Annotated in this window: 13 protein-coding genes; 9 read left to right on the top strand and 4 right to left on the bottom strand. The window is 45.1% G+C overall.

All coding sequences use genetic code 11. The features are described 5' to 3' along the window. Positions 1-114 precede the first annotated feature (114 nt). Together BSHG_RS16540 and BSHG_RS16545 are read left to right on the top strand one after the other, a co-directional pair. Positions 115-1,335 (top strand): hypothetical protein, encoded by a 1,221-nt coding sequence (locus BSHG_RS16540; RefSeq protein ID WP_005783781.1) that lies wholly within the window; start codon positions 115-117, stop codon positions 1,333-1,335. A gap of 6 nt (positions 1,336-1,341) precedes the next feature. After that, positions 1,342-2,274 (top strand): tRNA-dihydrouridine synthase family protein, encoded by a 933-nt coding sequence (locus BSHG_RS16545; protein ID WP_005813861.1) that lies wholly within the window; start codon positions 1,342-1,344, stop codon positions 2,272-2,274. A gap of 193 nt (positions 2,275-2,467) precedes the next feature. Here BSHG_RS16545 and BSHG_RS16550 read toward each other — a convergent pair whose 3' ends face one another. Then, a complete protein-coding gene (locus BSHG_RS16550; RefSeq protein WP_005783777.1) occupies positions 2,468-3,028 on the bottom strand; it encodes a DUF4348 domain-containing protein in 561 nt (186 codons plus the stop codon). Positions 3,029-3,119: 91 nt separating this feature from the next. Further along, complete coding sequence (locus BSHG_RS16555) at positions 3,120-4,388, bottom strand: DUF2851 family protein (RefSeq protein WP_005783775.1); 1,269 nt, start codon at positions 4,386-4,388, stop codon at positions 3,120-3,122. 95 nt (positions 4,389-4,483) lie between these two features. On the opposite strand from BSHG_RS16555, the gene dapB reads away from it, so the two are divergent. The 6 genes from dapB (at position 4,484) to uxuA (ending at position 10,598) form a co-directional block, all read left to right on the top strand. Beyond that, entirely contained in the window at positions 4,484-5,212 is a 729-nt protein-coding gene (dapB, locus tag BSHG_RS16560) for a 4-hydroxy-tetrahydrodipicolinate reductase (RefSeq protein ID WP_005783772.1), read from the top strand. 4 nt (positions 5,213-5,216) lie between these two features. After that, complete coding sequence (locus tag BSHG_RS16565) at positions 5,217-6,701, top strand: S26 family signal peptidase (protein ID WP_005783769.1); 1,485 nt, start codon at positions 5,217-5,219, stop codon at positions 6,699-6,701. Between the two features lie 7 nt (positions 6,702-6,708). Then, positions 6,709-7,644 carry a signal peptidase I gene (gene lepB, locus BSHG_RS16570; protein WP_005783767.1) on the top strand — a complete coding sequence of 312 codons (936 nt, stop codon included), beginning with the start codon at positions 6,709-6,711 and terminating at the stop codon, positions 7,642-7,644. 63 nt (positions 7,645-7,707) lie between these two features. After that, positions 7,708-8,352 carry a WbqC family protein gene (locus BSHG_RS16575; RefSeq protein ID WP_008657936.1) on the top strand — a complete coding sequence of 215 codons (645 nt, stop codon included), beginning with the start codon at positions 7,708-7,710 and terminating at the stop codon, positions 8,350-8,352. Between the two features lie 128 nt (positions 8,353-8,480). Beyond that, positions 8,481-9,293: an SDR family oxidoreductase gene (locus BSHG_RS16580; protein ID WP_008657934.1), complete on the top strand. Its 813-nt coding sequence runs from the start codon at positions 8,481-8,483 to the stop codon at positions 9,291-9,293. 96 nt (positions 9,294-9,389) lie between these two features. Then, positions 9,390-10,598 carry a mannonate dehydratase gene (gene uxuA, locus BSHG_RS16585; protein ID WP_008657933.1) on the top strand — a complete coding sequence of 403 codons (1,209 nt, stop codon included), beginning with the start codon at positions 9,390-9,392 and terminating at the stop codon, positions 10,596-10,598. A gap of 146 nt (positions 10,599-10,744) precedes the next feature. Here the strand turns inward: uxuA and BSHG_RS16590 are convergent, their stop codons facing one another. Then, a complete protein-coding gene (locus BSHG_RS16590; RefSeq protein WP_005783757.1) occupies positions 10,745-11,275 on the bottom strand; it encodes a GNAT family N-acetyltransferase in 531 nt (176 codons plus the stop codon). A gap of 223 nt (positions 11,276-11,498) precedes the next feature. Between BSHG_RS16590 and BSHG_RS16595 the strand changes: the two genes are divergently transcribed. Then, positions 11,499-11,873: a hypothetical protein gene (locus tag BSHG_RS16595; RefSeq protein ID WP_032497330.1), complete on the top strand. Its 375-nt coding sequence runs from the start codon at positions 11,499-11,501 to the stop codon at positions 11,871-11,873. A 166-nt stretch (positions 11,874-12,039) separates the two neighbouring features. On the opposite strand, the gene BSHG_RS16600 is transcribed toward BSHG_RS16595, so the two are convergent. Beyond that, positions 12,040-13,260, bottom strand: coding sequence for a M16 family metallopeptidase (locus BSHG_RS16600; protein WP_008769163.1), 1,221 nt, complete (start codon positions 13,258-13,260; stop codon positions 12,040-12,042). Between the last annotated feature and the right edge of the window lie 64 nt (positions 13,261-13,324).

The raw sequence follows: 13,324 nt of genomic DNA, 5'->3' as shown, positions 1-13,324 counted from the left end.
TGGTCAGTCAGATGATTTCCTTACCTTTGCAGCGTGAAACAACCACTTTGCATTGATTTAAGATAATAACTTCAACGGGTAAATCCCTAATGTATCTAACAAATAACACAAAAAATGAAGAAGCATCTGATTTTATCTGCTTGCCTGATAATGGCAATAAGCAGTTTTGCTCAAAAAAAGGACTTTAGTTATAAGTTTTACGGACAGATTCGCACAGACCTTTATTACAACAGTCGTGCCAACGAAGAGACAGTAGACGGATTGTTTTACATGTACCCCAAAGACGAAGTATTCGATAGCAATGGCAGAGATTTAAATGCAACTGCCAACGGTAGCTTTTACACCCTATATACCCGCCTGGGATTGGATGTAAAGGGACCTAAACTGGGACGCGCCATGACTTCCGCCAAAGTAGAAGCAGACTTCCGCGGTTCAGGAACTTCTTACTCTACTATACGCTTGCGTCACGCTTACCTGAACCTGGATTGGGGACGTTCGGCTCTTTTGCTCGGACAAACCTGGCATCCGCTCTTCGGTGACGTATCACCTCAAATCCTGAATCTTTCGGTCGGAGCACCTTTCCAACCGTTCAGCCGTGCTCCGCAAATTCGTTACCGCTATACACACAAAGGGTTCCAACTGACGGGAGCAGCTATCTGGCAATCACAGTATCTGTCACAAGGTATTGTCGGTAAAAGTCAGACTTATATAAAAAACAGTTGTGTTCCTGAGTTCTATCTGGGACTCGACTATAAAGCCAATGGATGGATAGCCGGAGCAGGAATCGAACTGCTCTCTCTGAAGCCTCGTACAGAGTCTAAAGTAGAGGACCAAGTCTATAAAGTGAACGAGCGCATCACCACCCTGTCTTACGAAGGTCATGTGAAGTATAGCAATAAAGATTGGTTTGTAGGTGCTAAAACCGTATTAGGCTCCAACCTGACACAAACCTCCATGCTGGGAGGATTCGGAATCAAATCCATCGATAATCGGACCGGAGAACAAAAATATACACCGATCCGGGTATCCAGTTCATGGCTGAACGTAGTATACGGACAGAAATGGAAACCGGGTATCTTCCTGGGATATGTCAAGAATATGGGAACAAGCGATGCCCTGGCATCCAATCAAGTATACGGAACAGGAACCAATGTGGACCAAGTGGTGACAGCCGGCGCTGAACTGACCTATAATGTCAACCATTGGAAGTTTGGAGTGGAATATACCTATACTTCCGCCGCTTATGGCTCACTGTATCTTAAAAACGGTAAAATCATCGATACACACTCCGTTGGTAACAACCGCATCGTAGGTGTAGCCATGTTTATGTTCTAAAAACAGATGAACACATTACCTATCCACCTCGCTCCGCTACAAGGTTATACCGAAGCAGCCTATCGCAATGCCCATGCCGCCGTTTTCGGCGGTGTGGATGTCTATCATACTCCTTTCGTACGAATAGATCGGGGAGAATTCCGCCATAAGGATGTACGGGATATTCTTCCCGAAAACAACCGGGTTCCTCACCTCATTCCACAACTTATAGCCTCCGAGATGGACAAAACAGAGCGAATAATCGCCCTTTTCATCGAACAAGGCTATCGGGAGATGGACATTAACCTCGGTTGCCCTTTCCCGATGTTGGCAAAACGGCAATGTGGATCGGGCATGCTGCCCCACCCTGATAAAGTGGAAACATTACTCAAACAGATCGAACAGTATCCCGATGTGAGCTTCTCAGTAAAAATGCGCCTGGGATGGGAAAAGCCGGATGAATGTTTGACCCTGTTGCCTCTATTGAATGCGGCTCCGCTGACCGAGATTATCGTTCACCCCCGCTTAGGTATCCAGCAATACAAAGGAGAAGTAAATATGGAGGGCTTTACAGCTTTCTACGAAGCATGCAGACATCCTGTTATCTACAACGGAGACATCCTGACCATAGAAGATATCCGGTGCATCACCGAAAAGTTTCCGAAACTTACCGGAGTGATGATCGGCCGCGGATTATTGGCAAACCCTGCATTGGGTTGGGAATATAAAGAAGGCAGGAAACTTACGCCTGAAGAATGGAGAGAAAAGTTGAGAGCACTGCACACAGCCGTTTTCCAACACTATGAGACACAGATACAAGGTGGCGAAGCACAACTGGTGACTAAGATGAAAACGTTCTGGGAGTATCTGGCCCCACAAATAGACCGAAAGAGCTGGAAAGCTATCCATAAAAGCACTACGCTTGCCAAATACAACATTGCCGTCCGTTCGGCATTGTGATAAAAAATGTAATTCACCACAGAGTAACACAGAGTTTCACTGAGTGAGCCTCATCCATTAATAACTAATGATAGTTATCTGTGTTACTCTGTGGCAAATACGAATTTTGATACATCCCTCTTAAATTGACGCACCGGTATCCGAAAAAAGGGAGAGCCCTCTTAGCCCTTCTCTCCCACCGTTTTTTACGTTCCTACGGATGCAATTCTTTGAAAGTGTCGTTTTCTTCTTTCACTTGTTTCACAGTTTCGTTCAGATCGTCAATCGGAAGGTCGTATCCATACCATCCGGTATAGCAATCGGTCACGTACCACTTACCATCAATCAAGTCGAATATCACACGAAGATCTACTTCCGACTCTTCATATCCGGCTTCAAACTCTTTATGTGTCGGTTCGTTTACCGTAAACTTAGAAACATAAATTCCTCCTTCTTCCTGAGTGATGCGTTCCTCTTTCAGAGTCTCGGCATCCAGCAACGGCCATTTTTCCTGAGTAAAGGGGAAGGTCTTTTCACTATTCCCATCGTCCGTCATCAAGGTGATGGGAGTTTTCAACGGAAACTTGACACGGGTATACTGGAAAGAAGCACTTGAGGTGAATTTCTTCAGAAACGACTGGAAGGTCTCCTCAGCCGTCTCCGCAGCAACATCACTCTCTGCCTTCGCTTTCGAAGTATTTCCACAGGAAATAAAGCAAATACCCCCTATCAGGGTAAGCATAAACAGACAAAGCACAAATCTTTTCACTTTCATAACGAATGGATTTAGAACGGGGAATCTCACCCCGCATTTTCAGCGGGCAAAGATAATATATCTTCCTAATATCCAACTCGGAGGGACAGAATTATTTATGTCTCAGATACTCATAGCCGAAACGGCAATAAAGACACTTCTTCTTATCGCAATATTCTTTCTGCAATTGTAACAACGCCTGGCTATCCGCCGCTGTCTGAACCGGAATGCCGGCTCCGCTCCACATACGGGTAACATAATTATTTTCAGCTTTCAGTTCTTCAAGTAATGAGGCCGCACGCTCACACAGCCGTTCGTCGGCTTTATGCAGGCCATATGCATACAGAAAAGGAATGACCGTATTGATAATGATCAGCTCCTTTGCACCGGCACCAATACTTTTCTCTCTCCGTGGGGAGGATTTGCCAAACATGAAATGTTCTTCCCAATAAGCAGAAGTGTGACCGGCAAAAATCTGTTTCAGATCTTTCAGAGTCTCCGCTTCCATGACCCGTGAAAACAAAGAGCGTTCTCTGTAATAAAGTGAAGCTAATTGTGCCAGTCTCACATGGGGAAAGTTACCCGGACGAAGACGGAGGAAACGCCACAAAGAGGGATTCATCACCGGAGGAAGTTCAAACTTGTGTTGCAAATAACGGAATTCTTTCTGCATCCAACTGAAATAATCGTCGGCGGATTCTCCCTCCAACAAACCGGCTTGTCCGAAGAAGAAAGCTTCCACCTGTGTCAGATCGTCACGATGCTTATCAATGGCACGAAACGAGAGCAGATTTGCCCAAGTCTCAAAAGCATCTCCATTCAGCCCGAATCCGAAATTACGTGCCAACGTGATGAAAAAAGCATCTTCCCAATGCTGATTGCAACGTTGGAGTCGCCGAGTTATGGTTCGGTTCTTCTGATCAAAGCGCTCTGTCTGTAAAGCGGTCAGCCAAGAGTGAATCGTTAATTTAGGAAGGGTTTCCAGAATGGAATAGCAAGGCGGGTGTATATCTGCCCGGCAAAGCTCATCATAATGCTCTTTCACCTGTTCGGGGCAAGGTAACCGGAGTTGCGGAACCGGTTCCCCATTGGAACGATATATCTCGCAATCGATCTCTGTGACAATGTGCAGAATCACTGAGTCATACGCTATGTCACGGTCATGTCCGTGACGAAACCAATCAGAAGAAGCAGTATGTATTTCGACATTACCTACCCAAAGCGTACCACCGATTTTTAGTTTGGCATTAAAAAAATCGGGGCCGGAATCAGAATTCGGCAATCCGGTATCAATCACTTCAACAGGCAGCCCGGTGGTTGTTTGCAGTTCATGGAGAGGGAAGATTTTGTGTTTCCACACATAGTGCAGGAGTTGTTCCATTGTTAACAAGACGTTAATGTGCTCGACAAATGTAATAAAAATCTTATCTTTGCGACTAATATTCTGGATATAAAGTCTATAAAGTCAGTAAAACAATGAAAATAGCATTAATAGGTTACGGAAAAATGGGCAAAGAAATCGAAAAGGTTGCCCTCAGTCGCGGACACGAAATTGTCAGCATTATCGACATCAACAACCAGGATGATTTCGAATCCGAAGCGTTCAAATCGGCAGATGTGGCCATTGAATTCACTAATCCCATGGTAGCCTACAGCAATTATATGAAAGCTTTCAAAGCAGGTGTAAAGTTGGTTTCGGGCAGTACCGGATGGATGGCAGAGCACGGTGACGAAGTAAAAGAACTGTGTAACAAAGGTGGAAAGACCTTATTCTGGTCATCTAATTTCAGTTTGGGAGTAACTATCTTCTCGGCTGTCAACAAGTATCTGGCTAAGATAATGAACCAATTCCCCGCCTATGACGTAACCATGAGCGAAACCCACCACGTACACAAGCTCGATGCACCAAGCGGAACAGCGATCACACTGGCAGAAGGAATCCTTGAAAATATGGAACGCAAAAGCGTCTGGGTAAAAGAGGAAGCACATGCAACCAATGAATTGCCGATCCACTCTATTCGCGAAGGAGAAGTATTCGGTATCCATACCATCCGCTATGACTCCGAAGCAGACAGTATCTCCATCACCCACGATGCCAAAAACCGGGGAGGTTTCGCATTGGGAGCCGTATTGGCGGCTGAGTATACAGCAGCCCATGAAGGCTATCTGGGTATGAGTGATTTATTCCCATTCTTAAAAGATTAACATCATGAGAAAAGCAACACGTACTCAATGGATAAAGTGTTCCATTGCCATTCTTTTGTATCTGATATTCCTGATTTGGGTGAAAAGCTGGTGGGGACTGATCGTAGTTCCTTTCATCTTCGACATCTACATCACCAAAAAGATTCCCTGGTCGTTCTGGAAGAAATCTAAAAACCCGACGGTCCGTAGTGTGATGAGTTGGGTAGATGCCATCGTTTTCGCTTTGGTAGCAGTATATTTCGTAAACATCTATGTTTTTCAGAATTATCAGATCCCATCATCGTCACTGGAAAAATCGCTGCTGGTTGGAGACTTCCTCTACGTGAGCAAAATGAGTTACGGCCCCCGTGTGCCGAACACACCGCTATCAATGCCCTTGGCACAACATACATTGCCGATTCTGAATACTAAATCCTATATTGAATGGCCGCAATGGAAATACAAACGTGTACCCGGATTCGGTAAAGTGAAACTGAATGACATCGTAGTGTTTAACTTCCCTGCGGGAGATACCGTCGCACTGAATTTCCAGGATGCAGACTTTTATACATTGGCGTACAACATCGGAAAGCAGATTTACCCGAACCCGATCGACATGGACAGCCTGACTCGGGAGCAGCAGAAGACAGTGTATGATTTATACTATAATGCCGGTCGGAAAGAGATACTGTCAAACCCTCAACGATATGGTAAAGTTGTTACCCGTCCGGTAGACCGCCGGGAGAACTATGTAAAACGTTGTGTAGGACTTCCGGGAGATACACTCCAGATTATCAACGGTCAGGTTATGATCGATGGCAAGGCCATTGAAAACCCGGAAAACTTGCAATTCAACTATTTTGTGCAAACTACCGGCCCGTACATCACGGAAGAAATGTTCCGCGAACTGGGTATCAGCAAAGCCGACCAAAGACTAACTCCCGAAGGAGCAGGCTATGAAGAGGGACTGATTGAGCTGGGATTGGACGGACGAAATGCCCAAGGTGGACTGAATCCTGTTTATCATCTTCCGTTAACGAAGAAGATGTATGACACTCTATCCGGTAACAAAAAATTAGTCGGTAAGATTGTAATAGAACCGGAAGAATACTCCGGAGAAGTGTATCCCCTGAATTTAAATACCCATTGGAATCGTAGTGACTACGGCCCTATCTGGATTCCAGCAAAGGGTGCCACCATCACACTGACCCCGGACAATCTGCCCATTTATGAACGGTGTATCACTGCTTATGAAGGCAATAAACTGGAACAGAAAGAAGACGGAATCTACATCAACGGTGTGAAGACAAACCAATACACTTTCCAGATGGATTATTATTGGATGATGGGCGATAACCGTCATAATTCCGCCGACTCCCGCTATTGGGGATTCGTACCGGAAGATCACGTAGTAGGTAAACCGATCGTCGTATGGTTATCATTAGATAAAGACCGTAACTGGTTCGATGGTAAAATCCGCTGGAACCGCATCTTTAAGTGGGTAGACTGAGTAATCAATGGGAAAGGGACTCAAATGGATTATAGCTTTTGCCGGAGCAATGGTCATCGTACTGTTGCTCCGCGGCTTTGCTTTTACCTCATGCCTGATACCTTCGGCGGGTATGGAGAATTCCCTTTTTCAGGGTGAACGTATTCTGGTAAATAAATGGAGCTACGGACTTCGTGTACCCTATATGTCATTATTCTCCTACCACCGCTGGGGAGAAAGTCCCATACATAAAGACGACATCGTCGTATTCAATAACCCTGCGGGTATCAAAGAACCCGTTATAGACCGAAGAGAGATTTATATAAGCCGATGCATCGGTGTACCGGGGGATACGTTACTTATCGATTCACTCTTCAACGTGGTCGACCGTAGCACACAACTCGGACCGGACCGGAAACAACTATATACGTATCCGCAAACCAAGGAACAGCAACTGGATTCATTGCTTTCTATTCTTTCTATTGGCCCTAATGAACTGATGGGACAACACGAAGGAAAAAATGTACGGAGCTTCAGCCGCTATGAGTATTATTTGCTCGATCAGGCTATGAACGGGAAAAGCTGGATACAGCCTTTACAACAAAGCTTACAGGAAGAAGCTAAACCACTTATTGTTCCGGGTAAAGGAAAAGCAGTCCGGGTATATCCGTGGAACCGGACATTGTTACGAAACACGCTGGTACTGCATGAGGGTAAACAGGCGGAGATCCGAAACGATACGCTCTACATCGAAGGACGTCCTTCACAACATTGTTATTTCACCAAAGATTATTACTGGATGGCTTCCAATAATTCGGTAAATCTTTCCGATTCCCGCCTGTTCGGTTTCGTACCGCAGGATCATGTCATTGGAAAAGCTTCACGAATCTGGTTCTCAAAAACAGACCATACGGGAATCTTTAGCGGATACCGCTGGGAACGATTCTTCCAACCGGTAAAATAGTTCGTATCCCCGGATAACAAATTATATAATAACAATCAAGTAATCACTAATCATCAATTACCAATGAAAGTTGCCTATCTTTCTTCTGCCTATCTGGCTCCTGTAGAATACTACAGCAAATTGTTGAACTACGATAAAATATTCATCGAACAACATGACCATTACATGAAGCAGACCTACCGGAACCGTTGTACCATTGCCGGACCGGAAGGCGAACTGGCACTTTCTATCCCCACCGTAAAACCGGAAGGGCCTAAATGCCCGATGAAAGATATCCGGATTTCGGATCATGGGAATTGGAGGCATCTACACTGGAATGCAATAGAGTCGGCCTATAACAGTACTCCATTTTTTGAATATTACAAAGATGATTTCCGCCCGTTCTATGAGAAAAAACATGAATTTCTGACGGACTTCAACGAAGAATTATGCCGACTGGTTTGCGAACTGATAGATATACAGCCTGCCATTGAACGGACGAAAGAATATAAAACAGACTTTGCCCCGAACGAAATCGATTTTCGCGAAGCGATCCATCCCAAGAAAGATTTTCACCGGACAGATCCGGAATTTATCTCTCAGCCTTACTATCAGGTATTCGAAGCCCGCCACGGTTTTCTACCCAACCTGAGCATCATCGACCTTCTGTTTAATATGGGACCGGAAAGCCTGCTGATACTGCAGAAAACATGTGCCGATTCTCAATAAAAGGGAGCGATCCCCTTGAATTTCCCTCTTTTTTTAAACCATCCCATCAACTTTATAGCTATATTTGCGCTCTGCGTGTGCGATAACGAAGCCACAAGACAAGAAGTCTAACCTTTAAAAGCAATAGTATGGCAAACTTATTTAGTGTAAAGGACAAAGTAGTAGTCATTACCGGTGGAACGGGAGTATTAGGAAAAGCAATTGCAGCCCACCTGGCAGAAGAAGGTGCCAAAGTCATTCTCCTCGGACGTAAAACCGAAGTGGGTAATAAGATTGTAGAATCAATTCGTACCCAAGGAGGTGAAGCTCTGTTTCTGACAACCGATGTACTCGACCGGAAGATACTTGAACAGAACCTGGCGGATATACTGAAAGCTTATGGGCGGATAGATGCATTACTCAATGCGGCAGGAGGCAATATGCCGGGAGCTACGATCTCACCTACAGGCGATATCTTTGACCTGAAAATAGATGAATTCCAGAAAGTATTGGATCTGAACCTGACCGGTACGATACTGCCGACACAAGTATTCCTGAAACCCATGGTGGAGCAAAGAGCGGGCGCTATCGTCAATTTCTCATCCATGGCTGCTTTCCGCCCTTTGACGCGTGTGGCCGGCTATGCCGCTGCCAAGGCCGGAATCACCAATTTCACCGCATTTATGGCCACGGAGATTGCCAAAAAGTTTGGTGAAGGAATCCGTATAAATGCCATCGCCCCGGGATTCTTCCTGACAGAACAGAATCGTGCACTACTAACCAATCCGGACGGTACCTATACACAACGGGGACAAGACGTAATCCGTCAAACGCCATTCGGGCGTATGGGACGTGCCGAAGAGTTATGCGGAACAATTCAATACCTCATCAGCGACGCAGCAAGCTTTGTAACGGGTACAGTGGCGGTAGTGGATGGAGGATTCAATGCCTTTGCGATGTAAAGAAAGTCTAACTTCTGATCCCACACATATCTGAAAAGGGAAGAGACAGAACAGACACACTGACTGATTAAACCAACCTCAAATGAAAACAGACTTATGAATCAACCAAATATCATGACTTTACCAAAAGACAAACTCTTTTTATCCGAACAAACCTGGCGTTGGTACGGACCGGACGATCCTGTCAGCCTTTGGGATATTAAACAAGCCGGAGCTACGGGTATTGTTAACGCTTTACACCACATTCCCAACGGTGAAGTGTGGACCGTCGAAGAAATTATGAAACGAAAGGAACTGATCGAATCTGTCGGGCTGAAATGGTCGGTAGTAGAGAGTGTCCCGGTACACGAACATATCAAAACCCAGACTGGCAACTTTCGGAAATACATCGAGAATTATAAAGAGAGTTTGCGTAACTTGGGACAATGCGGCATCCATATCGTTACTTACAATTTTATGCCTGTGCTCGACTGGACTCGTACGGATCTTGCCTATACCCTCCCCGATGGCTCCAAAGCCCTGCGTTTTGAACGCGCCGCCTTCATAGCTTTTGATCTTTTCTTACTGAAACGGCCGGGTGCCGAAGCCGAATACACAGATGAAGAAAAAACGAAAGCGAGAATCCGGTTTGAACAGATGGACGAAAAGGAGAAACAACTCCTTGTCCGTAATATGATTGCCGGGCTTCCCGGTTCGGAAGAAAGTTTCACATTGGAGCAATTTCAGCATGAATTGGACCGATACAGAGGCATCGATGCAGAAAAGTTACGCACCCACTTAATCCATTTCCTCAAAGAAATAACTTCGACGGCGGACGAAGCCGGCGTGAAGCTGGTTATCCACCCGGACGATCCTCCTTGCTCCATTCTCGGTTTGCCACGCATCATGAGCTGTGCAGAAGATTTTCAGGCACTGATCGATGTCGTCCCTAACGAATCGAACGGACTCTGCCTTTGTACCGGATCACTCGGTGTAAGCTGTGCCAATGACTTGGAAGGTATGATGAGACGGTTCGGAGACCGGATCAACTTTGTCCATTTCCGAAGTACCCAACGGGATGCTGAAGGTAATTTCTACGAAGCCAATCACCTGGAAGGAGACGTGGACATGTATCACGTCATGAAAGCCTTCCTGGAGTTACAACAGAGAAGAAAAGTATCGATCCCCATGCGCCCGGACCACGGACACCAGATGGTGGATGACCTCAAAAAGAAAACAAACCCGGGATACTCCTGCATAGGACGCCTGCGAGGACTTGCCGAGTTAAGGGGATTGGAAATGGGAATTGCAAAGTCAATCTTTTAAAATCCGAAAGCTACAACAGCCAACTTCTTTATCCGGTACAAATACAGATTCCACAGATTAACACAGATTCTCCAATAGGACAATCAATCTCTGCTAATCTGTGGAATCAATAGTATATCGACAAATATACAAGGTTTGTACAAGGGTCAGCCGACTTGCTGCCTGTACACCTCCTCCTTGATTCTTTCTACCTGCTCAGCCAACCGGGGAGAATCTTCACTTCCCATAATCCAAAGCGGACAAGCATCTTCCAACGCATGATAAGAAGGCTGCACATAAGTTTTATCCAGCACTTCATATCCATTACGCCGGTAGTAATTCACACGACGGGTAGTCATTTCATCTTCCGTAGGTTCTACTTCGAGCAGGCGTACCCCTTTCAGGTGTTCAGCCACATAATCAAGCACTTGCTGCCCTATCTTTTTATTCCGCATCTCAGGGAATACAGCCAAATGTTCCAGATAGTAGAAGTCACCCATATCCCAATATACAAACATTCCACTCAATTCTCCATCACATTCAATAGCATTGAAATACATTGGGGCATGGTTCTCAATCATTCGCTTCAACTGCCCGATTTTTCTTCTCTCACTTTCGGGAAAAGACTCCTCGTACAAAGGAATCAAACGGTTCAGACGTGAATCGTCAGCACTCGTAATACGGATTAATGTCATCATAAATTCTATGTTTTCGAGCAAAGATAAGCTGAATAAGCCGGAAGACAGCAGTCTTTAAACATTTTTACGCAATCTTTGTAAGCAGAAGATATGCAGGCATTATTCACCGACGGACATCCCCCGACAGGTTCAATCCAATACTATTAAAAATAATTAATAAGCGAGAAAAAGCAGAGTCACCCGGACCAAAGAGCCATATTAATCCATACATTTGCCGCCAATTATGACAGCATACATCAAACTACTAATGTTATGCCTGTTGTTTTTGGTATTCGGTACCCAGAAAAGCAGTGCTCTACAGCCCGTAAATAACGGGGTGGCGGTCACTACTGCCGTAAAAAGCCACACTCACAATGTTCCCTCTTTTGATAACTCCGGTCACGATCTGTTTGACTTCAATCAGGGGATACTGCTTAAGAAATCGGTTTCGGATTCAGCCAATCCGTATAAACAGAGCAATAACTTCCATCCCGCTATCAAGACGGATGCTCAGAGACCGATAACATTCAAAGAAGATACTTCTACCTATACCCTCCGTAACAGAGTTAAGCCTGCACAAAAATACGATGTATTTGCGCTCAGGCATATCCTTATTTAGCACTTTCTGCATCACGGCTTTATAGGTTCATATACAGCCCGCACCAGGATGTTTTTTTAGTTTATATATTCCAAGGTCAGAGAGTGCATCGTAAAGATTTATATAAGTATTAATTGTGTGTCTAATAGTAATGTCAATCCTCAGATGCACCCTCTTCCTTTTTTTCTTATCTGTAAATCAGTGTAGAGAGATATTCCTCTGCAAACATTTCATTGGCTACCTCCAACAGTCCTTCTGCCGTCAAGGCTTCGATACGCCGGAAAACAGATTCGGATGATTCATACTTATTGTAGTGCAGAAAAGTCTTCGCCATTCCCAGCGCATTGTTTTCGTTATTATCGGAAGCGACCCCGATCTGGCCGATCAGTTGCTTTTTGGCAGCCATCAATTGCGAAGAGGTCATCTTCACATCACGCATCCGTTTCAGCTCCTTGTAAGTCAGTTTCAGACAAGTATCCACATCCTCCGGATCGGTACCGAAATAAATGCAGAAAGCTCCCGTATCGGTATATGACGTTAAGTTGGACTCCACCGTATAGACCAGTCCCCTGCGTTCGCGCAGAGAGACATTCAGACGACTGTTCATCCCCGGACCACCCAGAATATTATTCAGCAGATACAATGCGGTACGCTTGTCATCATAGGCATTATATCCCCGACTGCCAATCATCACATGTGCCTGATGGGTCTCCTTGTGAACAACCAACTGCTCGGGTACATAAAGCGGAGGTATCGTACGCTGATTCTCAACCGTAACCAACGGAAGATCCACTAACAGCTTCTCCACCTGACGGACTATTTTCTGAAAATTGAAATCACCCAGGACAAAGAATACCATATTGGAGGGTTGATAAAACCGGGAAGTAAAAGCCATGGCATCCTCGCTCCGGAATTTCTTCAGCAGATCGGGTCTGCCCAGGATATTACGTCCTAACGGATGATTGCGGAAGATCATATCTTCAAAGTCATCAAAGATCAATTCCGAAGGAGTGTCTTCGTACGACTGTATTTCATCGATAATCACCTCTGTCTCTTTTTCGATTTCGTTCTGCGGAAAGGTGGAATGGAAAACGATATCCGCCAGCAGTTCCAGTGCTCTTCCGAAGTGCTCGGTCAGAAATGCCGAATATATCACAGTTTCCTCTTTATTGGTATACGCATTCAGATCGCCACCCACATTCTCCATGCGGTTCAGGATATGCCAAGCCTTCCGTTTCCGGGTACCTTTAAAAATAAGATGCTCTACAAAGTGAGCCATTCCTTGTTCATTTTCGGCCTCATCACGGGTTCCGGCATCTACGGCAAATCCGCAATAAGCCACCTTCGAAGAAGAGGGTTCATGAATAATGCGAAGTCCATTGGACAGGGTATGTATATTATATTGCATTTCTGCACGGGTACTTAACTGCTTCATTCTTACTATTAAGTTAGGTTGAGGACACAAAAATACA

Origin of the sequence: Bacteroides sp. 3_2_5, from assembly GCF_000159855.2 — a bacterium.
Lineage (GTDB): Bacteria > Bacteroidota > Bacteroidia > Bacteroidales > Bacteroidaceae > Bacteroides > Bacteroides fragilis.
This window is presented reverse-complemented; position numbering and strand designations above follow the sequence as displayed.